General features: G+C 62.8%; 26 protein-coding genes and 2 pseudogenes. 6 read left to right on the forward strand and 22 right to left on the reverse strand.

Annotated elements, in window-relative coordinates; translation table 11 throughout:
• Positions 1-41: 41 nt before the first annotated feature.
• From ACZK13_RS12980 to ACZK13_RS13000, 5 genes are all read right to left on the reverse strand, one after another.
• Positions 42-1,157, reverse strand: a complete 1,116-nt coding sequence (locus ACZK13_RS12980; RefSeq protein ID WP_253144229.1) for an alkene reductase — start codon at positions 1,155-1,157, stop codon at positions 42-44.
• A gap of 139 nt (positions 1,158-1,296) precedes the next feature.
• Positions 1,297-2,172 carry an EcsC family protein gene (locus ACZK13_RS12985; protein ID WP_121503571.1) on the reverse strand — a complete coding sequence of 292 codons (876 nt, stop codon included), beginning with the start codon at positions 2,170-2,172 and terminating at the stop codon, positions 1,297-1,299.
• Between the two features lie 159 nt (positions 2,173-2,331).
• A complete protein-coding gene (gene orn / locus ACZK13_RS12990) occupies positions 2,332-2,904 on the reverse strand; it encodes an oligoribonuclease (protein WP_107431636.1) in 573 nt (190 codons plus the stop codon).
• A gap of 74 nt (positions 2,905-2,978) precedes the next feature.
• Positions 2,979-3,503 (reverse strand): tRNA adenosine(34) deaminase TadA, encoded by a 525-nt coding sequence (tadA, locus tag ACZK13_RS12995; protein ID WP_253144231.1) that lies wholly within the window; start codon positions 3,501-3,503, stop codon positions 2,979-2,981.
• Between the two features lie 75 nt (positions 3,504-3,578).
• Positions 3,579-3,938 carry a winged helix-turn-helix transcriptional regulator gene (locus ACZK13_RS13000; RefSeq protein ID WP_253144234.1) on the reverse strand — a complete coding sequence of 120 codons (360 nt, stop codon included), beginning with the start codon at positions 3,936-3,938 and terminating at the stop codon, positions 3,579-3,581.
• A gap of 78 nt (positions 3,939-4,016) precedes the next feature.
• On the opposite strand from ACZK13_RS13000, the gene ACZK13_RS13005 reads away from it, so the two are divergent.
• From ACZK13_RS13005 to ACZK13_RS13015, 3 genes are all read left to right on the forward strand, one after another.
• Positions 4,017-4,784, forward strand: a complete 768-nt coding sequence (locus ACZK13_RS13005; protein ID WP_253144236.1) for an NAD(P)H-dependent oxidoreductase — start codon at positions 4,017-4,019, stop codon at positions 4,782-4,784.
• 68 nt (positions 4,785-4,852) lie between these two features.
• Positions 4,853-5,290, forward strand: a complete 438-nt coding sequence (locus ACZK13_RS13010; RefSeq protein WP_478481760.1) for an acetyltransferase — start codon at positions 4,853-4,855, stop codon at positions 5,288-5,290.
• 58 nt (positions 5,291-5,348) lie between these two features.
• A complete protein-coding gene (locus ACZK13_RS13015) occupies positions 5,349-5,555 on the forward strand; it encodes a hypothetical protein (RefSeq protein ID WP_049413573.1) in 207 nt (68 codons plus the stop codon).
• A 22-nt stretch (positions 5,556-5,577) separates the two neighbouring features.
• On the opposite strand, the gene ACZK13_RS13020 is transcribed toward ACZK13_RS13015, so the two are convergent.
• Positions 5,578-6,084 carry a GNAT family N-acetyltransferase gene (locus ACZK13_RS13020; protein ID WP_478481762.1) on the reverse strand — a complete coding sequence of 169 codons (507 nt, stop codon included), beginning with the start codon at positions 6,082-6,084 and terminating at the stop codon, positions 5,578-5,580.
• A 243-nt stretch (positions 6,085-6,327) separates the two neighbouring features.
• Between ACZK13_RS13020 and ACZK13_RS13025 the strand changes: the two genes are divergently transcribed.
• From ACZK13_RS13025 to ACZK13_RS13035, 3 genes are read left to right on the forward strand one after another with little or no spacing between them, the layout of a single operon-like run.
• A complete protein-coding gene (locus tag ACZK13_RS13025) occupies positions 6,328-6,999 on the forward strand; it encodes a hypothetical protein (protein WP_478481764.1) in 672 nt (223 codons plus the stop codon).
• 40 nt (positions 7,000-7,039) lie between these two features.
• Positions 7,040-7,693 carry a hypothetical protein gene (locus ACZK13_RS13030; protein ID WP_049436610.1) on the forward strand — a complete coding sequence of 218 codons (654 nt, stop codon included), beginning with the start codon at positions 7,040-7,042 and terminating at the stop codon, positions 7,691-7,693.
• Entirely contained in the window at positions 7,690-9,018 is a 1,329-nt protein-coding gene (locus tag ACZK13_RS13035) for an XVIPCD domain-containing protein (protein WP_180837949.1), read from the forward strand. Before ACZK13_RS13030 ends, ACZK13_RS13035 begins: the two co-directional genes overlap by 4 nt.
• A 54-nt stretch (positions 9,019-9,072) precedes the next feature.
• Here ACZK13_RS13035 and ACZK13_RS13040 read toward each other — a convergent pair whose 3' ends face one another.
• The 16 genes and pseudogenes from ACZK13_RS13040 to virB11 all read right to left on the reverse strand — a co-directional run bounded on the left by ACZK13_RS13040 (position 9,073) and on the right by virB11 (position 24,782).
• Positions 9,073-10,347, reverse strand: coding sequence for a hypothetical protein (locus ACZK13_RS13040; RefSeq protein ID WP_478482522.1), 1,275 nt, complete (start codon positions 10,345-10,347; stop codon positions 9,073-9,075).
• Between the two features lie 97 nt (positions 10,348-10,444).
• Entirely contained in the window at positions 10,445-11,452 is a 1,008-nt protein-coding gene (locus tag ACZK13_RS13045) for an XVIPCD domain-containing protein (protein WP_478481765.1), read from the reverse strand.
• A gap of 57 nt (positions 11,453-11,509) precedes the next feature.
• Positions 11,510-12,046, reverse strand: coding sequence for a hypothetical protein (locus ACZK13_RS13050; RefSeq protein WP_032129521.1), 537 nt, complete (start codon positions 12,044-12,046; stop codon positions 11,510-11,512).
• Between the two features lie 397 nt (positions 12,047-12,443).
• Positions 12,444-12,581: pseudogene (locus ACZK13_RS13055) on the reverse strand (TrbL/VirB6 family protein); the annotation flags it as partial.
• Positions 12,582-13,076: 495 nt separating this feature from the next.
• Positions 13,077-13,592, reverse strand: coding sequence for a DUF4189 domain-containing protein (locus tag ACZK13_RS13060; RefSeq protein ID WP_164080294.1), 516 nt, complete (start codon positions 13,590-13,592; stop codon positions 13,077-13,079).
• Between the two features lie 719 nt (positions 13,593-14,311).
• The gene (locus tag ACZK13_RS13065; protein ID WP_263010118.1) at positions 14,312-14,827 is read right to left on the reverse strand and encodes a DUF4189 domain-containing protein; all 516 of its coding nucleotides are present in this window, start codon (positions 14,825-14,827) and stop codon (positions 14,312-14,314) included.
• A gap of 596 nt (positions 14,828-15,423) precedes the next feature.
• A complete protein-coding gene (locus ACZK13_RS13070) occupies positions 15,424-15,936 on the reverse strand; it encodes a DUF4189 domain-containing protein (RefSeq protein WP_182266333.1) in 513 nt (170 codons plus the stop codon).
• A gap of 58 nt (positions 15,937-15,994) precedes the next feature.
• Positions 15,995-16,759: pseudogene (locus ACZK13_RS13075) on the reverse strand (type IV secretion system protein); the annotation flags it as partial.
• A gap of 44 nt (positions 16,760-16,803) precedes the next feature.
• Positions 16,804-17,340 carry a DUF4189 domain-containing protein gene (locus ACZK13_RS13080; protein WP_478481767.1) on the reverse strand — a complete coding sequence of 179 codons (537 nt, stop codon included), beginning with the start codon at positions 17,338-17,340 and terminating at the stop codon, positions 16,804-16,806.
• A 9-nt stretch (positions 17,341-17,349) separates the two neighbouring features.
• Positions 17,350-18,510: a TrbL/VirB6 family protein gene (locus tag ACZK13_RS13085; RefSeq protein ID WP_253144252.1), complete on the reverse strand. Its 1,161-nt coding sequence runs from the start codon at positions 18,508-18,510 to the stop codon at positions 17,350-17,352.
• Between the two features lie 79 nt (positions 18,511-18,589).
• Entirely contained in the window at positions 18,590-19,387 is a 798-nt protein-coding gene (locus ACZK13_RS13090) for a hypothetical protein (protein ID WP_049398226.1), read from the reverse strand.
• Between the two features lie 59 nt (positions 19,388-19,446).
• Complete coding sequence (locus ACZK13_RS13095) at positions 19,447-21,885, reverse strand: VirB4 family type IV secretion/conjugal transfer ATPase (protein WP_032129524.1); 2,439 nt, start codon at positions 21,883-21,885, stop codon at positions 19,447-19,449.
• An 81-nt stretch (positions 21,886-21,966) separates the two neighbouring features.
• Complete coding sequence (locus ACZK13_RS13100; protein ID WP_006374695.1) at positions 21,967-22,275, reverse strand: VirB3 family type IV secretion system protein; 309 nt, start codon at positions 22,273-22,275, stop codon at positions 21,967-21,969.
• The gene (locus tag ACZK13_RS13105) at positions 22,268-22,678 is read right to left on the reverse strand and encodes a TrbC/VirB2 family protein (RefSeq protein ID WP_006374697.1); all 411 of its coding nucleotides are present in this window, start codon (positions 22,676-22,678) and stop codon (positions 22,268-22,270) included. Before ACZK13_RS13105 ends, ACZK13_RS13100 begins: the two co-directional genes overlap by 8 nt.
• A gap of 73 nt (positions 22,679-22,751) precedes the next feature.
• Entirely contained in the window at positions 22,752-23,735 is a 984-nt protein-coding gene (locus ACZK13_RS13110; RefSeq protein WP_071227599.1) for a lytic transglycosylase domain-containing protein, read from the reverse strand.
• Between the two features lie 3 nt (positions 23,736-23,738).
• On the reverse strand, positions 23,739-24,782 hold the full coding sequence (gene virB11, locus ACZK13_RS13115) for a P-type DNA transfer ATPase VirB11 (protein WP_049398229.1): 1,044 nt from the start codon (positions 24,780-24,782) through the stop codon (positions 23,739-23,741).
• Positions 24,783-24,788 lie beyond the last annotated feature (6 nt).

Here is a 24,788-nt window from a genome sequence, read left to right on the forward strand (position 1 = left end):
GCGCCCCGGTAGTGCCGGCCGCTGGCCGGCAACCTCCAGGATCAGGCGGCGACGCTTTCTTCCAGCGCTGGGTAATCGGTGAAGCCGATCGCGCCTCCGCCGAAGAACGTCGCCCGATCCGGCGGGTTCAATTCCGCACCCAGACGCAGGCGCTCCGGCAGATCCGGGTTGGCGATGAACGGCCGGCCGAAGCCGATCAGGTCGGCCCAGCCCTCAGACAGTGCCTGCTCGGCGCGCTCGGCGGTGTACTTGCCGGCGTAGATCAGGGTGCCCGGGTAGACCATGCGCAGCGCCTGCTTGAACGCCACCGGCATCAGCGGTGCGTCATCCCAGTCGGCTTCGGCGATGTGCAGGTAGCCCACGCCCAGCGCACCCAGCAGGTGCGCCGCGGCCAGGTAGGTAGCCTGCGGCGTATCGTCCACCGCGCCCTGCAGCGTCGTCAGCGGCGCCAGACGAACACCGACGCGGTCACCACCGGCTACTGCAGTCACCGCCTGCACGACCTCGCGCAGGAAACGCAGCCGGTTCTGCAGCGAGCCGCCATAACCGTCGCTGCGCTGGTTGGCCTGCGAGTCGATGAACTGGTTGATCAGGTAGCCATTGGCTCCGTGCAGCTCAACGCCATCGAAGCCGGCGGCCAGCGCATTGCGGGTGGCCTGCGCGTAGTCGGCGATGATGCCTGGAATCTCGGCCTCGGCCAGCGCGCGCGGCATCGAGTGCTGGATCATCTCGCCCACGCCCGCTTCCGGGCCGGCGCCGGTGGGGTCGACAAACACCTTCACGCCCTCGGCCAGCAGCGCCGACGACGACACCGGCGCGGCACCACCGGGCTGCAGCGCGACGTGCGAGACCCGGCCCACATGCCACAGCTGGGCGTAGATGCGACCGCCGGCAGCGTGCACGGCGTCGGTCACCTGGCGCCAGCCCTGCACCTGCTCGCCACTGTGGATGCCCGGGGTCCAGGCGTAACCCTGGCCCTGCGGGCTGATCTGGGTACCTTCGCTGACGATCAGGCCCGCGCTGGCCCGCTGCGCGTAGTAGGCGGCCATTTCCGCGGTGGCAACGTTGCCGTCGGCAGCGCGCGAGCGGGTCATCGGCGGCATGACGATTCGGTTGGGCAGGGTCAAGGCGCCCAGGCGGTGGGAGGTGAACAACATGGCGGACATCTCTTGCGGGGGGAGTGCCAGCAAGAATGGGGACCGCCTGCGAAAGGCAACAGGCGTGTTGTGGCAAAACAGTTGTGCCCGGCAGGCAAGGATGGCCTGGCATGAAGGCTCATCCATGCATGGCGTGGATCTACTCCAGGCGGGGTTCCATCCTGATCGTGCCATGCGCTACGCGGTCATAGCAGGTGCGCACCACGTCTTCGCCGTACTTGAGCTCCAGCCGGCGCACGATGAAGTGGCCGCGCGCCATGTCCTGGTAGTAATCGGTGAACATCGTATTGAGCGTCGCACCGGCAGCGGCACCCACGATCGGCACCGCCTGTGCGGCGAATTTCTCGGTGACCACCACGCCGAAGCGCGCGGCCACCTTCTCCACCATCTTCGCCAGCAGCTTGCCGGCTTCCTTCGGTGCCACGCCCAGGGTCAGGTCGCGGCCGGTCACCACGCGCCCGGCCAGCTCAGCCGACAGATGGCGCATCACATCGGTGGTGAAGCCCCGGGCCAGGTAATAACCAGTTTCGCTGGCGTCATCGCGCGGCGAGTTGCCACCCAGCGCGAACACCTCCAGGCAGGCCTGGCGGGTACTGAACTCGGACAGGTCGAAGCCCTCGCTGCGGGCCACGTCGGCCACCGCGCGCATCATGATGGTGGTCGACACCGGCAGCTCGATAAACAGCGCGGCAAAGCCAAAGGCGCCGCCCACCGCACCGGAAGTCGCTGCGGCCAGCTTGTGCCAGCGGGTGGACGCCCCCTTGCCGGGGGTGTTGTCCATGCTCCACAGCGCCGCCTGCGCCGACTTGGTCAGCGCCGCCTGCACCGCGCCGTGGATGCGGTTGGAGACCGAGCTGGGCAGCGCCTTCACCGCGAACTCCAGCGGCGTGCCGACCAGATTGGCCATGCGCGCGGTCAGGGTCGGCGCTTCCAGCAGGGCCACCGCCCGCTGCAGGTCAGACCAGTCGCGGGCGTCATGGGCAATGTCGCGGGGAAGCAGGATGGGCTCGTTCATGGCGCTGATCTTAGCGCCAGGGAGTTGAACGGAGGGTGGTGCCGGCCGCTGGCCGGCAACCTGATACACGTCACGAAGGCCGCTGAATTGCCGGCCAGCGGCCGGCACTACCAGTTCGCGTGTCACCCGGTAGCGCCGGGCCATGCCCGGCGTCGTTGTTCAGGCAACCGGCAGCCCCGACAGCGCGCCCATGAACTGGCGGTAGTGACGCAGCTCGGCGATGGAGTCATGCACATCGCTCAGCGCGGTGTGGTTGCTGTTCTTGCCAACGCCAGCGGCCACGGTCGGCGCCCAGCGCTTGGCCAGCTCCTTCACCGTGGACACGTCCAGGTTGCGGTAGTGGAAGTACTTCTCCAGGCGCGGCATCTGGCGGTGCAGGAAGCGGCGGTCCTGGCAGATCGAGTTGCCGCACATCGGCGACAGGCCGGCCGGAATCCACTGCGCCAGGAAATTCACGGTCTGTGCCTCAGCCTGGGCAAGGGTCACCGTGCTGTCCACCACACGCTGCCACAGGCCCGAGCGGCGGTGCTGGTTGCGGTTCCACTCGTCCATCGCTTCCAGCGTTTCCAGCGGATGGTGGATGGCGAATTCTGGACCTTCAGCCAGCACGTTGAGCTGGGCGTCGGTGACCACGGTGGCGATCTCGATGATCGAATCGTTGTCGGTATCCAACCCGGTCATTTCCAGGTCGATCCAGATCAGTCGTTCGTTGGCCGCGCCGTTGTCCGCCATGTGTCGCCTCGTTGCTGGGCAGGCGCGCGGCCTACCGGTGATGGAAAGAGGCGCCCATCATACCCGTTCGCCCCTCAGCCCTCGCTGGCGTGGTCTTCCAGCAACAGCGGCGGCTTGCCGCGCTTGGCGCGGAAATAGTTGGTCAGGCGCATGCTGGCTTCCTTGGCCAGCACCCCACCGTGGATCTCCACCCGGTGGTTGTGGCGACCATCGCCGAGCAGGTCGAACACACTGCCGCAGGCCCCGGTCTTGGGATCGCTGGCACCGTAGACCAGTCGTGCAATGCGCGCGTGCACGATCGCCATCGCGCACATTGCGCACGGCTCCAGGGTCACATACAGGGTGCTGCCGAGCAGGCGATGGTTGGCGAGCAGTTTTCCACCTGAACGCATGGCCACGATTTCGGCGTGCGCGCTGGGGTCGTGCGAAGCAATGTTGAGGTTCCAGCCCTCACCCAGCAGTTGGCCGTCGGCACTGACCAGCACCGCACCCACCGGGATCTCGTCGAACTCGCGTTGTGCGCGCTCGGCCAGCGCCAACGCGTGGCGCATCCAGTGTTCATCGGCGTCGTGCACCGGTACACCCAGGGCATCGGTCATGGCGGTTCTCGCGTATCAACTGGGCCAGGATGGCCGCCGGGGAGGCATTGTACGCCCGGGGCCGTGCAGGCGCCGCTAACGCGCGTCGAAGCGCTCGCGGGCCGCGTCCAGGGCCGGAAAATTATGCTCGGCCCAACGGTCCAGGGCCGCAAGCGTGTCGACCAGAGTGCGTGCGATCGTGGTCAACCGGTACTCCACGTGCAGTGGCTTGCTGCCCAGATCGCAGCGCTCGATCAGGCCGTTGCGCTCCAGCTGCCGCAGGGTCTGGGTCAGCACCTTCTGCGAGATGCCTTCGATCTTCCGCAGCAGCGCACCATTGCGTTGCGGCCCTTCGGCCAACGCCGGCAGCAGCAGCATCACCCACTTGCCGGAGATCAGTGCCAGCGCATCGCGCGCCGAGCAGTCGGCGGCATAGACATCACCGGGAAAGGCCATGGTTACCTCAAAGTGCGTAATTGCCGGGGCATGCCGGCATCGCGAGGATGGTCGCACACTCCACGAACACCTCGCCCCATGCGCGCCCTGATCCTGCTGGCCCACCCCGAACCCCGTTCCTTCAATGCCCACCTGGCCATGCAGGCGGCCGAGCAGCTGCGGCACGACCATCTGCAGGTGGACATGGTCGACCTGTATGCAGAAGGCTTCGATCCGCTGGAAGCGGCCTGGCACCATCCACGGCGCCTGCAGCCCGAGCGCTTCGATGCCCAGCGCGAACAACGCTACAGCGCCGAACACGACCAGTTGCCCGCCGATGTGCGGCATCACCTGCAGCTGCTGCAGGCCGCGGACCTGGTGATCCTGCAGTTCCCACTGTGGTGGTTTGCGGCGCCGGCCATCCTCAAGGGCTGGCTGGACCGCGTGCTGGTCTACGGGCCGATGTACAACAGCCGGCAACGCCACGAGCGCGGCGTGATGCAGGGCAAGCGTGCGTTGCTGAGCGTCACCACCGGCTCTTCGGCGCGGGCGTGCGCGGTCGATGGCCGCGAAGGCGATACCCGGCTATTGCTGTGGCCGTTGATGTACAGCCTGCGCTACGTCGGCTTCGAGGTGATGGAGCCGCATATGGTGCACGGCGTGCGCTCAGGGCTTGCAGCGGAACGCGTGCAGGCCCACGACGAAGTATTGGTTGCATCCACCCTTTCCTACCGCGAGCGACTGTCGCGATGGCGGCAGTGGCCGACCGTGCCCTTCAACAACAGTGAGGACTTCGAGGATGGTGTGGCGCTGCGCGCGGAAGCGACTGCCTACAGTCCCTTCATCCGCCATCGCAACGCCGGATGAACCCGCACCTGCAGGCACGGCCGGAAAGCTTCACAATGCGTATTCCTGTCAAGCACCTTGGTGAACACATGACCACCCTCCGTCCCTCTCGCGCCGACGACGGCGCCGCCCTTTTCGATCTCTGGCGCCGCGCCGTCGACGCCACCCACGACTTCCTCAGTACCGAAGACCGCCAGGCCATCGACGCCGAAGTCGCCGGTTTCCTGCCGCAGGCGCCGATGACCGTTGCTGTCGATGCACAGGATCGGCCGCTGGGCTTCATGCTGATCGACGGCACGCACATGGAAGCGCTGTTCATCGATCCGGACGTACGTGGCACCGGGATCGGTCGGCAGCTGTTGCAGCATGCACTGGCCCTGCACCCGCAGCTGAGCACCGACGTCAACGCACAGAACGCGCAGGCCGTGGGCTTCTACCTGCGCATGGGCTTTGTCGAAACCGGTCGTTCGCCGCTGGATTCGCAGGGCCGCCCGTATCCGCTGATCCACCTTCGGCATAAGGCCTGACATCCGTTGGCAGCAGCTGCGTGCTAGCGTGGCTGCTTTCGATCAAGGAATGCCGTACATGGATGGTGCAAAAGCCCTGTTGACCCTGTTTGCGCTGGGCATCAGCCTGATCTGGATCCTGGTGCCGTTCGCCATCTTCGCCGTGCGCAACCTGCTGCGTGAGGTACTGGTCGAGCAGCGTCGTACCAATGAACTTCTCGAGCATATCGGCGGCTACCGCATTCCGAAACCGCAACCCGAACCGACCGTCTGGCGCGCGCCCTGAGCGGGCGCACGCCCGCCGTGGCTCAGGCTGTCGCCTCGAAGGCCGGTGAGTACTGCACCTCGCCCTGAGCCGGCGGAGGCTGCAGGCAAAGCGCCTGGAAGTACTCCGCCGGCACGCCCGGCAACACCAGGCCCGGCTCGGCACGGAAGCCGAAGCGCCCGTAATAGGCCGGCTCGCCCAGCAATACACAGCCATGCGCACCCTGCTGACGCAGTGCTTCAAGTGCGGCGCGCATCAGGGCCGCACCGATGCCCTGCCCCTGCCACGCGGGCACTACCGAGATCGGGCCCAGACCAAACCAGCCCGTGCTGCCATCGCTGACCGTCACCGGCGACAGGGCAATGTGACCGACCACCTGGCCCTGAGTTTCGGCGACCAGCGAAATGCTCAACTCCCCGCGGGTGCGCAGGGCGTCGACGATGAACTGCTCGGTGTGGCTGCTGTGCGGGGCTTCGCGGAAGGCGGCCTCGGTGAGTGCATGGATGGCGGCGTGGTCGGCCGTGGTTTCGGTGCGGATCATGCAGTTCAAGAGAACGCCTTTGATAATGTGATGAGTGCGTGAATTATTGATTCACGTCGCAGATTCAACCGCGAGCAGCCCCTGCCAGCAAGGCCAACGCGACGCCCGAATCCCCTGTGCTGCAATCGATTCGCCGGAATACACCGCATCGCGCGCGTCAAAAACCCGTCGCGACGGTGGCGCAGCGTTCCTGACACGCTCCATAATCGAGAAACCTGTCACCCAGGAAGGATATATGGACATGGACGCACGATGCAGGATCAGGCCATGGGAGTAGCGCTCCCTGAAAGGAAAAGGCAGCCGCTGCTGGCGTTGCTCGCCCTTATCCCACTGGCCGCATGCTCGCCCTATGCTGATGCCGAGCGCGACGTCGCCGCTGGTGGGCGCGGCCTGGCCAAACTCAACCCATCACCGCAGCAAGGCTACGAGCTGGTGCTGACACTGAAGGATGCCCCCGGTCCCTTCGCGGTGGTCGAGGGCGTTGCCCAGTACGACGTCAGCAACCACAAGGACTGCGGCCGGGTCCTGAGGGCGACCGGTACCGCCAGCCGTATTACCAGCCAGGAGCTCGTCACACTGCGCCAGGTGGGCGAGAACGAATACCGCGGCACGTTCTACCTCGACCGCATGCAGGACGAGGATTACTACGGGCGTGGTGTCTGCCATTGGGCGCTGACGGGAGTCGGTGCGATGTTGCGCGCTACGACCGGCGAGGCGGATACGCGATTCCTGACGTTCATCGACAAGGAGCGCATGGACGCGGGGAGCCGGGTGACGCGGCACTACCCACGCGCCGACTACCCCCGAATCGAAGAGATCACCGGATACGGAGCGAGCGGCGAGGAAGATCCTTCCAGCTATCGCGCCGATCTGCGCAATGCGTTGTTCTCAACCACCACCACTGTGCAGAAGCTCATGCCATGAGCCGCCAGTTCCACAACCCCTACCCCCAAGGAGGCCGACATTGCGCCACAAGATGATTCCGTGCCTTGCTCTGCTTCTGTTGACCGCCTGCAACCCGGAGACCGCCATGAACCAGGAACGTGCCGCTGCTGAAGCCGATGTCGCCCAGGGTGGGCGCGGCCTCGCCAAGCTCAACCCCAGCCCGCGCAAGGCCTATGAACTGGTACTGCGCCTGAAGGATGCACCCGGCGATTTCGCACTGGTCAAGGGCGTAGCGCAGTACGACGTCACCAACGAAGACCAGTGCGGCCACATCGAGCCGGCCACCGGCACAGCCGCACGTATCACCAGCCAGGAACCGGTGGAGCTGCGCAAGGTCGCTGAGGGCGAGTACCGCGGCACGCTGTATGTGGACCGCATGCTGGATGAGGACTACTACGGTCGTGGCGTCTGCAAGTGGGAGTTCACCGGTGCCGGGGCAATGCTGAAGGCGACGGGTGCCGAAGAAGAGACCCGCTTCCTCACTTTCGTCGACGCCAAGCCGCTGACCGAAGGTGGCGCCCATACGCTCTACTATCCGGATCTGGTCTATCCGAAGGCAGATCGCGTTCCCAACTTCCCAGCCAGTGGCGAGCCCGATCGCAGCAACTACGCCCCTGATCTGCAGGACAAGCTGTTTACGATCACCCTCTCCGCAAGTGAGGTGGCGCCGTGACCATCACCTCTCAGGACTACGCCGCGTTATCCAATGACGCCTACAAGGATCGGGCCGTCGGCCGACGTGAACCCGGCCAAGAAGAAAAAGTCACGTTAAACGGCCATGAGTACAAGATACTTGAGCATGTCAACAATCGTCTCAACGGCTATCAGGGCACCGTCTATCAGCGCGTAGACACCAAAGAGATCGTCATTGCGCATCGTGGCACCGAGCAGATCGCTCGCGATGCGATTCTGACCGACGGCGGCATGGTGGTTGCGCGCACCAACGTGCAGGCGCCTGACGCGATTGCTTTGACACAGAGGACGCTCGAAGGCGCCGCGCTTCAATCCCGCTTGAACGGTGTGCCCGCGCCCCAGGTCACCGTCACAGGCCACTCCCTCGGCGGTGCCCTGGCCCAGATCACCTCGCACCACTTCAACGTCAAGGGCGAGACCTTCAATGCCTACGGCGCGGTCAGCCTCAGCTACCGCATTCCGGAAGGCGGCAACACCATGATCAACCACGTCATGGCCTCCGATCCGGTCAGCGCTGCCTCGCCGCACTTTGGCCAGGTCCGCATCTACGCCAAGCCCGACGAGATCAAGACGCTGGCAGCGAACGGCTTCAGCAATCACGCCCTGCGTGATCTGATTCCAGACCGTCCGATCATCGCGGCCACCAGTTCATTCGGCGCGCACAAACTGGGCAACTTCCTCAACGAAGGCTCGGTGCTGAAGCACCCGGAAACGCAGAAGCTGGCGAAAGACAACGCCAAGATGATCGAGGAGTACCGCGACGACGTGGAATCACTGCGTCGTGGCGTCACCCGCGCGGCACGCGGCATCCCTGGCGGCGCCATCGATCTGTACGACCACATCCGTGGCCCGCTGCAACCCGGTGAGCCGGCCCGTCGCGAGGCGGAGAAGAACGGCCATCACACCAGCATGCTGCGCATGGACGATGCCAATCACCTGGGCAACCCGCTGTTCAACGACGCGATCCGTGGCGTGCATGCGCAGGACGTTCGTGTCGGCCGCGTGCCGGATGTGATGAGTACGCAGTTGGCCGGCAGCCTGGCGGCGGAGATGCACGCTGCAGGCGGCAAGCGCATCGACGAAGTGGTGATGAATGCCGATGCCTCGCGCAGCTTCGCGGTGCAGGGCCAGGGCGGCGACCCGGCGCATCTGCGCGTGTCGGTGGACACGGCCGTGGCGATGAACACCCCGCTGGAGCAGAGCAGCCAGCGCATTGATCAGCAAGCCGCGGGACAGCGCCTAGCACAGGACCGCGATCAGCAACTGGAACAACAGCAGAACCAGACCCGCAGCATGCAGGCCTGATGAACAGCGCGGGAGCCGGTCATTCCGGCTCCCGCGTCACTTCGGCCCTCTGCCTCAGGGGCTGGAGGCCGCGACCGGCGCGGACGCACCGGCGGTCACGAACAGATCCGGCCCGGAATCCGGGAAGCCACCACAGGCGCGATCGCCCGGTGCTACCGGATCACAGGGCCACTGCGCCCGCGCGACCTTCTCACGCAGCTCGAAGCGATCCCCAGTCCAGACCACGAAGGCCAGGTGCTCGCGGTTCCAGTCACTGTAGGCACGCGGACCGACCTTCTGCGCCGTCTCCGGGTACTGCACGAACCAGCGCATGGCCGGGCCGTACTGCAACTTGCTGTGGTCCAGGCTGATCCGGCCGTCGCGCGACAGCTGCCGCGCACGATCGGCCTCCGTCACCTGGGGCATGGCCGGCATGGCATCGGCGGTCACATCCCTCGGCGCGGCGTCCCCGCGAACCTGGTACACACGCTGGGCCACATAGGCCTCGCGGCAGTCACCCGCTGGCACACGTACCGGCTCCGCGCCGTACTCATCGCGGTTGGCAACCCGGTCGCTGCAGGTGAACGGTGCCGACACCAGATAGAACGTGCTGTCGGCGTCGCGTCCTTCCAGCGAGCGCACCCAGATGTCGCCCATCCGCGCGATGAAGTCCGGGCGCTGGCCGTAGCCCGGCACCGCCTTGAACCAAACCTTCTGTTGCACCTCACGCTCGCGCCAGCTGCGCGGCAGGTGGATGTCCTGCTGGGGCAGCGCGACCAGCAGCGCGGCCAGATGCGCCGGCATCGTGCCTTGGCAGGCGCCGATCAGCAGCTCGCCCTGGGCCGCCAGCCGCCCAGCCAGATCCACCGGGCAGCGGGCACCAAGCGCACGCTCGGTCGCCTGCTCGGGCGGCAACGGCGCGATGACCAAGGCGGGTGGCGCGGGAGCTACCGCCGGGACGGCTGGCTCGACGACAGCAGGCGGTGCAGCGACAGGCGCCGCCGCTGCGGGTGCAACGGGCACAGGCGTCGGGTCTGCAGCCGGCGCCGGCTGCGCGTCCACCACTGGTGTCGCAGGAGGTGTCACGGCAGCCGGTACATCGGGAGCCGGCGCCGCGACAACGGCTTCGGTGGCCATGGGCGCTGCAACAGGTGCCATCCCTGCAGGCGCGTCAACGATCGCCTCGGCGGCGATGGGCGCCTCCACGACGGGCGCCGCTGTCTCCTGAGCCTGAGCCTGTGCCGACGCTGCGGCAAGTCCAAGTGACAGAAGCCAGAGCGGCGGCAGGCGGCGCACGGATGCATTGCAGCGGACAGCGGCGTGCCGGGCATTCGAGGGAACGATTCGCATGTGGTGTCCTTCCGAGTGGGTTTCCATGTCGGCGCCACAGGGCGCCACGCGTCGTACGTAAAGCGCCGGCGGGTCCCCTGCCCGCCGGCATCAGGTGTTACAGGGATCGAGAACGCTGCTCCTGCTCGCGGGCGAGCGCGGCCGCCGGGTCCTGCTGGGCGACACTGGCAGCCAACTGCTGGCTGCTCTGCGCCAGCGGCTGCTGGGCGGCCTGCTCCCGGTCAACGGACGCACGCAGCATCGCCGGATCTCCCAGCGCGCCCTGCACCGCAAACAGCGTGCGCCCGTCGTTGCCCGCCAGCAGATGATCGATACGCGACAGGCCGGCCTTCTGCGCGCTCAACGCCAGTGCGCCGGCGGCATTGTCCAGTTCCTGCTCACTGCGCAGTCCGCTCTGCGCCCCCATCTGCTGCAGGTGCTGGCGTGCCCCCTGGAACAGGGCGTGTCCCGGCTCGCCCGGCTGCGACATGTCGCGCAGGGTGGCCTGCTGCGCCGGCGCCCCGACTTCGCCCCGCTCCAGCCGCGCCATCACATCAGGCGTCAGCTTCTGCTGCCACGCATCGAATCGCTGCTGGCGGGCCTCGATGCCGTTAAGGCCACCATTGATCGCGCGCGTCGCTTCGCGCACATCCTCGCGCGCCGCCTCCGGTACCCGCGCCTGCCACTGCCACACCGCAATACGGCCTGCGTGCTCGGGTTGCGCGGCCAGCTCCGGGTGATTCACCAGGTCCAGATCCAGCGCCTTTCCGGCACGCTCGTAATTCTCCTTGCCAACCAGCGGGAGATAGCCGCGACCGTGATACTTCAATGCGTCGCCGGGCGCATCATTGCCCATGCGCCCGCCGTACATCAGCTCGGCCAGATTCTCCGGACGGCCGCGCAACGCCTCCTGGCGGGCGTCCTCAAGCGCGCCATTGCCATTGCGCCACGCCGCTTCCACCGGGATCTGCGAGATACCCCGGGTGAAGTTGAAACTTTCATTGAGCCGGCTCAGGCCACGGGACTCGTGCCCGGCCTGCGCCATGAAGTTGGCCAGTTCCCGGGACGAGGTGATGCCGGCCTCCGTGGCCTGCCGCAGCAACTGCGACTCTCTATCCTGCGACACGGTGAAACTCCTGCTCGATCATCGTTGGGTACTCCCGCCTCCTCACAGGCATGGCACTCAGGGCAAGCTCACGTCGGCGACAACGGACGGATCGAAATCCTCGAACCGCACCCGACCAAGTTCGGCCGCCGAGAAATCGCGTGTATGACTGGCCTCGGTCTCGGTGTCGACCACCCTGCGCTGCACGCCATGCACCCAACAGGCCTCGTCGGCCGGAACGTAGCGGAACGTGTAGATGCTGCTCCAGCGCTCACGGCTCCCGCCGTTGGTGATCACACTGAACGCGCCATCCTCGATGGTCACGTACGCGAAGGGGTCGCCGGCAATGCCCCCACGGGTGGAGCACGGCACCAGCTTGTCGTTGCGCGCGGCCAACTGCCATCGGCCCGCGGCGTCACCCAGCAGCAGCAACAACACCCGGTTAGGACCGTGCTCGCCGGGCACCAAGCCGTCGGGTGCCGGTTGATCGATCACCAGCAACTGGTCGTCGATCCCGTTGCCGGTGAGATCGCCGCGTACCGCCTCCAGCAGGTTCGCGCCGGACGGAACGAACGCCAAGGCATTGTCCATGTGTACGCCACTCCCCTTCTGCATCCCCTGCGACTCCTTCAATCCTGACTTTCCAGTACCCGCGCGACGACCGGGAAACCATGCGCTGCGCTGCAGGCTCCGGTTTCCACCATGGCGGATGATAGCCCCGGCCCTGCGGCGTCTGCGATGGTCGCAATCAACATCCGCATCGTGGGTCGTCAGAGTCCTCATGGACGGAAAAGCTCCTGCGTTCGATGGCACCGATGCGTCGGGATTTTGACGCGCACGCAGCTTACTTCGAGGAGGCGGGGCTCGTCGAAGGGAGCTTGGGATGAAAAGCGCACTTGATCACAGAAAAAGCGCAGTTAACGTGAATGGTGGCTTATCCGAAAAACAGATCCGCGGTGGATGGCGCCGGGGATGCATCGCCTCCCGCAGCCCCGCCGGCCTGAGGTTGCGCGGAAAGCGTGCGCTGCTTATCGCGCCCGAACATGCCCATGCTGGTGGCAACGGCCACAATCAACGCTGCCCGCGCCATGTTGGTTACCAGGACCATCGTCGAGTCGCGGCTGCGACCGGTGATTATCCGGTAGTCTTGCGGCCCTTTTCCACAGCGCAGCAAACGGGCATCCCCCCCCCTAAGAAAGATGCGCCTTTCGCATCGCATTCTGGATGCCGTCGTTCTCGATCAAACTTCTCGGCGTGCAGCTTCTTCAGCCGCAGGCTCTCACCCCAGACTCTCGAGTCGCTTGGTGCCAAGTGCTTTCATGCCACCAAATTTCCTCACCGCAGGTCGGAACGACGCCTTTTCACGTCCAATCCCCTTGCCATTGAGGATTGGTCTCCAATCCGCCTCGCACTCAATCCCGGGGCGATGCGAGATCCAGCATCTGATCCGCTGTCACTCATCCTTCCGCCACCACGCACCCGAGTTACGGAAGCCGATTCGCCTCTACGCCAAACGCCCGAGCCAGCGCGCAACTACCGGGCACCTCACCATTTCGACCTGCCTGACATTCAATCTTCCGGATTCTTTCCATAAAGGACTGTGCCAGGACGCCAGTCGGACGACCACAGACTCGCTATTGGATTTTTAGAATTCCTCGAAGATCGGCTCAGAGCAAGCGGAGTAGACGGCAGCACAATCGCTCCCTCCTTTCGAGGCACAGAGGCGGGAGGCAAACTCCGTGGCACTCTCGATCGTTGCACCGGTACCAAACTGCGTGGTTCCACCTGTGCCCGAGCTGGCGACAACGGCGGCCACGCATTGATTCTTATATGTAATTGTAACCTTACATCCCACTCCGCCGGATTCAGCACACTTCCTCTGCGCCTCTTCAACGGCCTCCGTCTTCCGTACCCGCCCTGTTGAGGAGCCAGAGGCGCCCGACGGCGCCAATGATATTGCGCCCCAAGTCTTGATCCATTTACCCGTCGCTCTGGGCCCACTGGTAGCTGCACCTTCGCCTCCAGGAATCGGGGCGCAACCACCGACTCCCTTCCCTCCGATCGGGTACTGCCCAGGAGGACATCGCCCCTCAGCCCGAGCCTCAAGGGCCGATGTGGCGAACATGAACACCAACGGCGCTAGCAAATGGATCATTCTCATCAGGCAACTCTCCTTACACAGACAACGCGCATCTCCGCGGGCTAAATAGGTGCCTTGGCAAATCGGCCTGTATCCGACGGCCTATCGGCAACATGTGGAGATCCAGTTGATCTACCCATCTGCCCCACGCCGCTTGCTCCATGCCCGGTGCTCCCCTTCTCTGGAGCCGGAGGCGTGTAATAACTACCCGGCGGCTGCCCACTCGGGCCCGGCGCCTGCTCAACCGGGCTGCCACCTATCTGCGAATATGCCATGAAGCTACCCAAGGTACCCTGGAAGAACATGGCCGCCATTGGGGATATTCAGAATAGTGTCCGTCAGGATCAAGCCCACGCCCCCCCCCTTCTGCGCCGCGCAGCGTCATCCGCAATGCTCTTCGCCAAAGTCCTCATCGACGGGAAAGCGCCTGCGATTGAGGGCCAGATGCGTCATCATTTCTGACGCGCACGCAGCCTACTTCGAGGAGAGGTTGCTCGTCGAACGGAACTTGGCGTGTTCACCAGCGCCGTTGTTCAGAACGAATCCGACGCCAAAATTACCATGTCCCAGACGAGGGCGACCCCATACAACTGCACTCAGGTGATTAGTGACGACACCTAACCCTACCAACTAGATCAGCTGCTCCAGCTCGCCGAAAAATGAGATGGCCTGCTTTTCGGCAGGCCATCCCCATGCAAAGGCCGATTCAAGAATCTCACCTGTGATTCGACTGGCATAGCTCAGAAAGATTCAAATATTGGCTCAGCACAATCCGTGTACAACACCTTGCATTGCCCTCCACCGTTCTTCGCACAGTAGGAGAGAACCCGACTGGTCGCCTCCTCTCTTGAGCCGGCGACTGAAATAGAAACTATTCCCTTGCTGCCCGGCTCAGGGTCAGCATATGCGATGCACTGGTTCTTGTACGTTGTATCGATCTTGCAGTCTTTCGCTCCATGTGTCGCGCACCGAGCAAGCGCTTCTGAGACAGCCTCTCGCTTGGAACGCCTTCCAACGGAAGCCCCCATATCGCCCGTGCTTGCCGCCCCAGCAATGGCCCCCCAAGTCTTGATCCAACGCCCAGTAGCAATGGGGCCGCTCTGGACGCCACCGGTACCGGAGCCCGGAATAGGTGCGCATCCACCTACGCCCTGACCACCAATGGGGTACTGCCCTGGCGGACAACGCCCTTCCGCTCTCGCCTCACCCGCCACAAACAAACATAGGAGCAAGCCGACAAGAATGAGAGGAAACATGTATTTCACACTTCTACTCCGTACGCTTGGGGGCTATTGATTGCCGGGATGTGCAGCTCTGAGACCGGTTTCGGCAACCCTGGAGGATTCCGACGACGGAAGGGTTGAACGTGCGGTCGCATGTCGATCATGCGCCCCACTGTCTTGGCCGGACTGCCCCTTTTCCGGCGCGGCCGACGTGTAGTAACTACCCGGCGGCTGTCCACTAGGGCCCGGCGCCTGCGCAACCGGGCTGCCACCTATCTGCGAATATGCCATGAAGCTACCCAAGGTACCCTTGAAGAACATGGCCGCCATTGGGGATAGTCAGAATAGTGTTCGTCAGGATCAAGCCCACGCCCCCCCCTTCTGCGCCGCGCAGCGTCATCCGCAATGCTCTTCGCCAAAGTCCTCATCGACGGGAAAGCGCCTGCGATTGAGGGCCAGATGCGTCAGCATTTTTGACGCGCACGCAGCCCACTTCTTCGGGCATGGGACCGAACTCCCGAATTCAGCTTCGAGAGTTCATTTCATGATGGCCCCAGCCACTCAGATCCCTCTACCAAAGTGCGATAGGTGTTGGACGTCGGATGTGTCAACCCAGCTCCATAGAGCAATCAGAACTCTTGGAAGATTGGCTCACTGCAATCCGTGTACTTGATCGTGCACTGCCCACCGCCGTGAGCAGCACAGTACTTCAGAACCTCAGTGGAAGCGGCCTCTCTCGTTGGACCACCGGCCATTGAAATCAATCCTTTAGAGCCCGGAGCCGGATCCGCATAAGCGACGCACTGGTTTTTATACGTTATCCCTACAGAGCAATCTTTCGCACCATATGTCGCACAGCGGGACTGAGCCTCAGCGACGGCCTCGGCCTTTGATCTCTTTCCAACCGAAGCTCCCACATCACCGGTCACAACAGATCGGGATATGGCTCCCCAGGTCTTGATCCACTTACCTATCGCACGCGGCCCGGAACTCCCCTCACCCTGAGAGGCTGGAATCGGGGCACAGCCACCCGCACCCTGCCCGCCAATCGGATACTGACCTGGCGGGCAGCGCCCCTCCCCATATGCAACTAGTGGGGCAAGGAACAGGAGAATCAGCAATAGAAAATTATTCATTCTCATAAGAAACCACTCGACAGCAGATCAAGAATTTGCGCCAACTTCCCGGCGACGCATCAAGTTAACGATTCACCCCGCGAAGGCCCGTGTCGTGAATCGTTGGCGCTGAGTTCTGTGGCAAGGTCATGCGAGCTGTCCCGGCAGCCGCATCCTGACCCGCCGTCGGAGCGTCAGTACTGTTAGAGGGCTTCGGAGGAGCGTAATAGCTCCCTGCCGGTTGGCCATTCGGACCAGGCGACACAGCCCCAGCACTGCCACCTATCTGCGAATATGCCATGAAGCTACCCAAGGTGCCCTGGAAGAACATGGCCGCCATTGGGGGCGCAGTCAGAATCAGGGTCGTCAGGATCAATCCCATGCCGCCCTGCTGCATCGCCTGACTGGTCATGCCGTCGCTGGACGCGCCCATCAGCGGAAACTTGTTCACCAGCGCTGTCACCCAGAACGAGGCGGACACGCGAATCACCATCTCCAGTGCGATCGACACCATTGCCGCCAGCACCGCCATCGAGAACATGGTTCCGATGCCATAGAACAACCATCGCTGGAACAACTGCTTGGTCTGGTCGAACAGAAGGCAAAGAATGAACAACGGCCCGAATCCGATGAACAACGCCATTGCTACTTCGTAGCGCAGAAGCATTGAACCCGCAGTTACCGCTGGACCACCGGTGCCGAGGCCGATGAACCACATGGCCCGGGTCTTGTCTTCCTGCAATCCAGGGTCATTCAGAATCTTGATGCCATCAATACTGGACAGCGCCACCTGCATCCAAGCCAGACTCTTGTCGATCTGCTCTTCCGGTGCCTGGTCTTTTCCGGCTAATCAGGCATTTCTACGTTTTCAGCCAGAAACTCATAAGCGCAACCTCAGAAGGCATCAAACTCAGGCTCGGTGCATCCAGAATAAATCACTTTACAGCCATCGCTCCCCTGTTTTAAGCACGCATCCACAGCCATCTTACTCGCAGCATCAACAGATGCCGCACGCGCAAACGTGGAGCCACCAAATCTTGCATCACTGGGGGATACGAATGCTGCACATTGATTATTGAACTCCAATACCACCCTGCAATCCGTAGCCCCCCGCTGTGCGCAATTAGCAAGGGACTCCGAAGCCGCATCCCTCTTCTTTCGCTTACCGAGAGCCACGCCGACATCGCCCCCCTTCGCTAAAGCGATGGCCCCCCAAGTCTTGATCCAACGCCCTGTCGCAACAGGCGACGCTTGGCCTGCTCCAGTGGTACCACCTGGGATGGGAGCACAGGCGCCGACTCCCTGACCGCCAATTGGATACTGACCAGGAGGACACCTACCTTCTGCATTGGCCGTCTGTGGCAATTGGCAGGCAATGATTCCCACACCCAGCAGGAGTACTACACCTGAATAGACACGAATTGACTTCATTTCCGGCCTCTAGTTCGAAGCTAAGCCTTTACGACCAGTATCAGAATTGCCTGACCCAACTGTGGAGTTGCTGCCAGTGACTACGACATTGCTCCCAACTGAAGTCGATCCACCCGATTGACTGCCACCGCTCGTCGACGGCTTGTCCGGCGTGTAATAACTACCCGGCGGCTGCCCGCTCGGGCCCGGCGCCTGCGCAACCGGGCTGCCACCTATCTGCGAATATGCCATGAAGCTACCCAAGGTGCCCTGGAAGAACATGGCCGCCATTGGGGGCGCAGTCAGAATCAGGGTCGTCAGGATCAATCCCATGCCGCCCTGCTGCATCGCCTGACTGGTCATGCCGTCGCTGGACGCGCCCATCAGCGGGAACTTGTTCACCAGCGCCGTCACCCAGAACGACGCAGACACGCGAATCACCATGTCCAGCGCAATCGAGACCATGGCTGCCAATACCGCCATGGAGAACATGGTTCCAATGCCGTAGAACAGCCATCGCTGGAACAACTGCTTGGTCTGGTCGAACAGAAGGCAAAGAATGAACAATGGCCCGAATCCAATGAACAACGCCATTGCTACTTCGTAGAGCAGAAGCATTGAACCCGCAGTTACCGCTGGACCACCGGTGCCGAGGCCGATGAACCACATGGCCCGGGTCTTGTCTTCCTGCAATCCAGGGTCATTCAGAATCTTGATGCCATCAATGCTGGACAGCGCCACCTGCATCCAAGCCAGACTCTTGTCGATCTGCTCTTCCGGCTTCTGATCCTTGCCAGTGACAACATGGGTGATCAGCCCCTTCACGTCCTCGGTCAGGAACTCATGAAGATCGCGCCCGAACATGCCCATGCTGGTGGCAACGGCAACAATCAATGCTGCGCGCGCCATGTTGGTTACCAGGACCATCATCGAATCGCGGCTGCGGCCTGTAACGATTCGATAGCCTTGGATCAGCACCCACAAGGTCATGAGGGTCAGCGCGATGCCGCCCACCCACGCCATCATGTTGTCCATCAGGTCGAAGCCGAACTTGCCGATTCTGTCCCGCAGGTAGTCCAGGATCAGCTTGAAGAACACGAAATCGCCAATCGACTGGACACGCGCGACGTGCCCCATCAGATCCTGGAATCCGCCCGAAAAATCAAAGTTGGCAATCGACCTGATCGTCATACCCACATTCCCTTGGTAATACTGCAATCACATGAGGGGCGACGCAGACGCGCGCACCCTTGGTGCTCCATTCCATGCATCAGTCGATGGACAGCGCTGCCTTCAGCGCCGCCGTCTTGACCAGATCACTGGCAATGGTCTTCATCGGGTCGCCCTTCAGCGCTGCCTGTGCGACGACCTTCTGATTGGCTTCCATCACCTCGATGTAGGCATCGTAGGCCTTCTGCTGTGCCTCGAAGGACTTTGCCTTGGCTGCCATGTCGTTCGCGGTGCGCAACGTGTCGTTCTGCGTTGCGTTGACGTTGCCGAGCAGATTGCTGACATTTCGCTGCTTCTCGATTGCATCGAGGCTATCGAAGAACGACGGCATCGTCTTGAGCATGAAGTCCACCGCATCGTTGTACTTGCGGTTCTGCATCATCCGGATGTTCACGCAGATCTGTTGCTGCTGATCTTTCCAATCGCCCTTGAAATTGAAAACGACCCGGGTCGCGAGAGTCTTCAGGTCGGTGCCGATTCCGCAGGTCTCGGCAACCAGATAATTGGGTGGCACCGGCGTCAGCGGGGCGGAATCCGGCAACCCGAAGGAATTCACGATGCCCTGGATCTGGACCATCGTCTCCTGGTACTCCTTGATCGTCTGCGCCCAGTCCCGTGCCCACTGGGTGTTCTCCTTGACGAACTGGTACTTCTCCTGGAAACGGGCCTGGTACGTATTGATCTGATTGAGGATGTGCTGCCACAGCGCAGGACCCGTTTCCTGCACCGGGCCGATGGCGCCCGCATTGGTCGCTGAGAGGGCCAAGGCAACGCCGAGCACCTTGGCCATCGGCTTGAGTACCTTGCGGGCGCTGGCCCGACGCTTGACGTTGTTCATTGGGAAACTCCTGTTGTTCTGATTGACGTCCACTTGCCTGTCTCCTGCTCGCACGGCCATCAGGCCGCGTCGGACCGGGGTTCCTTTCCCGATCCCTTCCGGTTCTTGTAGAAATCTTCCAGCCACTGCTCCGGGCTGAGCTCGTCTACAGTGACGCGATTGCGGACCGCGGCCGTCTGCAGGACCCGATGCATGACATCGATGTTGTCGGTCGAAGCTGAGATCACCGACAGGATGTCGTCCATGCCGCGCAGGTTGAGCTGGCACACGCTGGAGGCATGGCCCTGCTTGACCAGGAAGCAGCGCGAGCGCTCGTCCAATGCGGTCACCACCCTGAACTCGGCCTCGGTCAGCTTCAGGCCGTCCATATAGTCGCTCTTGCTGGCATTCGGGTTCGGCAGCAGGATCAGGGTAGCGGTCTGCTCGATCAGGGCGGCGGAGATATCGCTCTTCAGCGCATCTTCCGGGCTCTGCGTAGCGAAGATGCCGAGACCGTTCTGCTTACGGATGGTCTTCTGCTTGTTCTTCGCGAACTCCTTCAGGCCACCTTCGCCGTCCAGGATCTTCCAGAATTCGTCCATCACATAGATCAGCGGACGACCGTCGATCAGCGACTCCAAGCGGTGCAGCAGGTAATTGATCACCGGCACGCGCACTTCAGGATTGTCGATGATGTCGGTGTAGTCGAAGCCGATGATGTTGGCCTTGCTCAGGTCAACGGTATCGATCGGATTATCGAACACCCAGCCCAGCGAGTTGCCCGAGGTCCAGCGGCGCATGCGCGCGTAGAGGCCATCGTCGCCCATATTGGGCAGGCTCTTCTGGAAGTTGGTCATGCTGCGCAGGTGCATCGGCGTATCGAGCATGCTCTCCACCGCGCGGTAGATATCCTCTTCCTCACGGGCGCTGTACTCGCGCTTGCCGGCCAGCACCTTGATCAGGTCAGCCAGGAACTGCAGGTTGGCTTCGTTGTTCTCGCACTGGAACGGGTTGAAGCCGGTCGGTGCGCCGTTCTCCAGGGCCAGATAGTTGCCACCGCAGGCGCGCACGAAGATCTCCGCGCCGCGGTCCTTGTCGAAGAAGAAGATGGTCGGCGACGGCTCGTACTTCTGCACCTGGCTGAGCAGGAAGTTGATCAGCGCGGTTTTACCGGTACCGGACTTGCCGATCACCATGGTATTGGCGATCGCCTTCTCACCCAGCGAATTCTCCGAGGGATGGGTCGCATGGAAATTGAAGTAGTACGGCTGGCCATTGGTGGTCTGCAGCGTGGTGACGCAGTCGCCCCACGGGTTGTTGTGCTGCTTACCGGTGGCGAAGTTGTGCAGCGGCGACAGACCCAGGAAGTTCAGCGAGCTGACGTTGGCCAGTCGAGTGCGGTAGCGCCAGTTGCCCGGCAGCTGCGAATAGAAGGACGAAGTAACGGCCAGGTCTTCCTTGGTCGATACGAAACCGGCATTGGAAAGCTCGGCGCGGGTCGAGGCGACGTTCTGCGAAAGCTTGGCCTGGGTGTCGCCGTAGACCGCCATGATGAAGTGATACTCACCCAGCACGAAGTTGCCCGACGACAGCTGATCCATGGCCTGGTCCAGCTCGACGATCTGGCTGACCGCCTTGTCGCCGGAGGAGATCATCATGCCCTTGGTGCGGTCGAGCACCTTCAGCGCGTCCTGGCGCCCCATCGGGCTGAACGAATGGGTGATGACGTATTCGTAGTCGAGGTACTTCAGGCCGTTGAGGATGCCCGGGTAAGTCCCCTCGGCATACTCCTTGATGTTCAGAATGGCGCCGTAGTGATTGGCACCGTTGGGAGTATTGATCGCAAAATCGCCCGTCTTGGCCGAGAACATGTGGCGACTGACCGGCAGGTAATCCTTGATCGGTGCCGACAGCACCGGCACCGGCTCGTCGATGCGATTGATCAGGTAACCGAACAGCTCCAGCGTTTCCGAGAACACCACGCCATTCTTGGCTTCGTACATACCCAGGCGATACGGCGCGTAGTCGCGGATCACGGCCTCGACGTTGCCGGCCAGTTCCATCAACTTCTCTACCGCCTGCTCCTGCTCGGCGCGCAGCTTCTCCACGTTCGCCGACTTTTCGACGAAGCGTTTGCCCGCCACCACCGGGCGATAGATCATGGTCAGGTACAGCTCGTTCTGCATGATGCGCTGCGAGGACAGCATGCCCATGTACTGGTCGGAAACGTCCTGGTTGAAGCGCTGCCTGTAGTTGCTCTTGCCCTTCAACGTGCGACGGCGACGGATGTCGTGCACCCAGAAAGCGACGTTGACAAAGTCAGGCGCGCGCAACGTCTGCAGCAGACGGTTGAACGTGTTGTGGCGATGCTCGAGCTCCCACTCCTCTCGGCCGACAAACGGCAGCCCTTCCAGATGCCAGGTCAGCAGGTAGTCGCCGCCCGTGGTCTTGACCACGTTCGGGGCGACATGCGACGACAACGGGATGAACTCACTGATGGAGGTGTCAGGGCTGAACATACGACTGCTTCCAAAGAGGTACTGCCAAGAAGTTTCAAGAGACCTGGCGGGCGCGGATGCCCGCCAGGCCGGATCCGGACCTCAATCCATTCGGGCCGGCTTGTTGCGGTAATGGTTGGGGTTGAGCACCCACATGCCATCGTGCTCCTGCACGTTGCGCACCTTCAGCTTGAACATCAGGCGCAGGCCCAGCAGACGGAAGATCATTTCGTCACGCTTGGCCATGTGCCGCATGATGAAGACCGCCACCGGAATGGTGAGCAGGAACCAGAAGTTCGTGTACATGCTGAGCAGCAACAGCCCGCCTGCCACCATGAAGAATGGCAGGTAGGGAACGCCCAGGAACATCGCTGGACGCGTGCAGCCGCGGAACACGACGTTCTTATGCACTGTAGTACTGGATCACGTGGTTGATCAGGTAGGAGGTGCTGGTGCCACCACCGCACTTGCCGTCGCTGCCATCACCCAGCAGCATGCGCGCGATCTGGCCTGCGGCGCCGATCAGCACGCCACCGATCAGGATCGGGGCGACGTCAGCGATGCGCTTGTGCGCGAAGGCGATCTGGTAACCAGCGAAGATCACCGCGATGGTGACCACGGCGATCGAGGCGATGTTCAGCAGGCCGTTGATGTTGTTGAAGAAGCTGCAGACCTTCTTGTCGGTGCCGCCGAAGTCGGTGGCGCCGTTGGCGAAGACTTGCGGGGCAAACAGTGCGCCGACGAACAGAGTGGCCATCAGCAGGGTCTTCAGCGTGCGCTGGGCCTGGACGAGGTCGAGATTGGATCGCTTCATGGATTGATTTCCTTGTTGATGGACTAACACAACTGAATCGACCAGCCGGGGGACTGGCCGTACCACGACTTCGTCAGAACACGAAGGCCGCATCCCCTGCGGGAATCTGCTGCACCGGTGCGGACTGTGCCGGTGCGTTATATGAACTGCCATTGCCGGCCACTGGCTGATTGCGCTCATTCCAGGGCCGCAACATCACAGGGCCCTCGTTGCTGCCACCTGCAGCACCTGGCAACTGCTGCGGCATGGCCATCGCCTGCGCCGGACCCTGCTGAGGCAGCTGCTGCGGCATGCCACCGGCCTGTTGCTGCGGATAGGCGGCCCCTTGGGTGGGCTGCGCCTGCGGCTGCATCATCCGATCCACCGAGCCCAGTACCACTTTGGAAAGCGCCTGGTCGGCGATGTTCAGCAGGCTGCCCCGCGCCATTGCACCGGTGGACGGATACACGACATACGCACGTGCCGGGTCTTCCGACGGCACGTACACCGGGCCACTCGCCTGCGCAACGATGCGCGCCTGCGCCGGCGAAGCGAGCTGCGGGTGATGCTCGACCTTCACGCTGCGGCGTTCGCCGCGACTCACCACGTCGATCGGTGCAACACCATTGCTGGCAAGCTGCTGCCCGCGGCGCATCGAGTCATAGACCTTCTGCACATAGCCATGGCGGAAGCCGGTCTCGAAATTGCCCGAGTAGTAGCAACTGAATGACTTGCCCCAGTCACCACCGGAGCGCTTGTAGCACTCGGCGAGGATCCGAGAACCCGCTTGCAGGTTCGGGCATTGCTGGAAAGCCTTCTCGTAGGAATCCAGACCGTACTTGCCGAGGTTATAGCGGTTGACCTGGGCCAGCCCGATGGAGAAGTTGTAGCCTTTCTCTTCCAGCATCCGAACCGTCGCCAGTGCCTCGTCCAGCGCCTTGGGCTGGCGCACCAGAGCGCCACCGACTACGCCGATGGCATAAGGGTTGCGTGACGATTCAACGTTGATGACGTGCTGCATCACGTCCATCGACACCGCCATCTCCGGGCACGCCATCATCTCCAGTCCTGGCAGCATCCTTCAGCCCTCCTGCCCCTGGGCACGCCCAGGATTGAAATCGATACCGGTGATGTAGCGCGAACCGGCGTGCGCTTTGATATGCACGACGATGTCGATGGTCATCATCAACAGTCGCTTGATCACGTTGAACTCCAGGCCCGAACCTTCGGTGGAGGCCTTCACCATGAGGGCCAACTGGTCCCAGGTCTGCTCCGGACTGCCTGCATGGCAGCTGGTGATCGAACCCGGGTGGCCCGATGCGCAGTTGCGGATGAAGTAGAACGCCTCGTCACCGCGCAGCTCGGCCAGGATGATGCGCTCGGGCTTCATGCGCAGGCAGGCTTCCATGCAGCTCTTGGCACTGACATTGCTGGTGCTCTGCCCACCCTTGGAGTACAGCAGGTGCACCACATTGGGTTGGGTCAGAAACAGCTCGCGCGCGTCCTCGATCGTGACCAGGCGTTCGTTGTCCGGAATATGATTGACCAGCGCTTTCATGAAGGTGGTCTTGCCGCTACCGGTCGCACCGGATACCACGATGTTCTTGCGGTACATCACCGCACGCCGGAAGAACTCGGCGTACTCGCGCTGCTGACGCAGCTCCAGCAGCTCGCGATCCTGCTCGCTGATGCTGCCATCGCTTTCCAGGATCTGGTTGAAGAACCCATCTTCGTGATACTGGCTGAGCGACTTGGTGTGCTTGGACGGCAGACGGATGGTGATCGACACCTTGCCTGCATCGCACGCCGGCGGAATCACGAACTGGGCACGCTGGCCGGTGGGAAACGTGAGCGAGACCACCGGATCGGCATCGGTGATGCGCTGGCCGGTGTTGCTCTCGTTCACCACCGCCGTGCAGAACTGCCGGGCCCGCTCGAAGGTCAGGCCCGGCACGTCCACCCGTTGCCACCCTGCCCGGGTTTCCAGGTACAGCTCACCGGGACGGTTGATGCAGATTTCCGTCACCTCCGGCGAGGTCATGTACTCGGCAATACCCAGCACTTCGTATTGATAGCGCAGGAAATCGCTGGAGACGAGGGCAAGGGGTGACACTTCAGCGTCCATGATCGT

It is taken from the genome of Stenotrophomonas sp. 99219_Sma (assembly GCF_056480785.1).

Bases quoted from the DNA above. Each gene is read 5' to 3' on its own strand.
- ACZK13_RS12980 (WP_253144229.1), bottom strand. From the start codon at position 1,157: ATGTTGTTCACCTCCCACCGCCTGGGCGCCTTGACCCTGCCCAACCGA.
- ACZK13_RS12985 (WP_121503571.1), bottom strand. From the start codon at position 2,172: ATGAACGAGCCCATCCTGCTTCCCCGCGACATTGCCCATGACGCCCGC.
- orn (WP_107431636.1), bottom strand. From the start codon at position 2,904: ATGGCGGACAACGGCGCGGCCAACGAACGACTGATCTGGATCGACCTG.
- tadA (WP_253144231.1), bottom strand. From the start codon at position 3,503: ATGACCGATGCCCTGGGTGTACCGGTGCACGACGCCGATGAACACTGG.
- ACZK13_RS13000 (WP_253144234.1), bottom strand. From the start codon at position 3,938: ATGGCCTTTCCCGGTGATGTCTATGCCGCCGACTGCTCGGCGCGCGAT.
- ACZK13_RS13005 (WP_253144236.1), top strand. From the start codon at position 4,017: ATGCGCGCCCTGATCCTGCTGGCCCACCCCGAACCCCGTTCCTTCAAT.
- ACZK13_RS13010 (WP_478481760.1), top strand. From the start codon at position 4,853: ATGACCACCCTCCGTCCCTCTCGCGCCGACGACGGCGCCGCCCTTTTC.
- ACZK13_RS13015 (WP_049413573.1), top strand. From the start codon at position 5,349: ATGGATGGTGCAAAAGCCCTGTTGACCCTGTTTGCGCTGGGCATCAGC.
- ACZK13_RS13025 (WP_478481764.1), top strand. From the start codon at position 6,328: ATGCAGGATCAGGCCATGGGAGTAGCGCTCCCTGAAAGGAAAAGGCAG.
- ACZK13_RS13040 (WP_478482522.1), bottom strand. From the start codon at position 10,347: ATGCGAATCGTTCCCTCGAATGCCCGGCACGCCGCTGTCCGCTGCAAT.
- ACZK13_RS13050 (WP_032129521.1), bottom strand. From the start codon at position 12,046: ATGCAGAAGGGGAGTGGCGTACACATGGACAATGCCTTGGCGTTCGTT.
- ACZK13_RS13060 (WP_164080294.1), bottom strand. From the start codon at position 13,592: ATGAGAATGATCCATTTGCTAGCGCCGTTGGTGTTCATGTTCGCCACA.
- ACZK13_RS13065 (WP_263010118.1), bottom strand. From the start codon at position 14,827: ATGTTTCCTCTCATTCTTGTCGGCTTGCTCCTATGTTTGTTTGTGGCG.
- ACZK13_RS13070 (WP_182266333.1), bottom strand. From the start codon at position 15,936: ATGAGAATGAATAATTTTCTATTGCTGATTCTCCTGTTCCTTGCCCCA.
- ACZK13_RS13080 (WP_478481767.1), bottom strand. From the start codon at position 17,340: ATGAAGTCAATTCGTGTCTATTCAGGTGTAGTACTCCTGCTGGGTGTG.
- ACZK13_RS13085 (WP_253144252.1), bottom strand. From the start codon at position 18,510: ATGACGATCAGGTCGATTGCCAACTTTGATTTTTCGGGCGGATTCCAG.
- ACZK13_RS13090 (WP_049398226.1), bottom strand. From the start codon at position 19,387: ATGAACAACGTCAAGCGTCGGGCCAGCGCCCGCAAGGTACTCAAGCCG.
- ACZK13_RS13095 (WP_032129524.1), bottom strand. From the start codon at position 21,885: ATGTTCAGCCCTGACACCTCCATCAGTGAGTTCATCCCGTTGTCGTCG.
- ACZK13_RS13105 (WP_006374697.1), bottom strand. From the start codon at position 22,678: ATGAAGCGATCCAATCTCGACCTCGTCCAGGCCCAGCGCACGCTGAAG.
- ACZK13_RS13110 (WP_071227599.1), bottom strand. From the start codon at position 23,735: ATGCTGCCAGGACTGGAGATGATGGCGTGCCCGGAGATGGCGGTGTCG.
- virB11 (WP_049398229.1), bottom strand. From the start codon at position 24,782: ATGGACGCTGAAGTGTCACCCCTTGCCCTCGTCTCCAGCGATTTCCTG.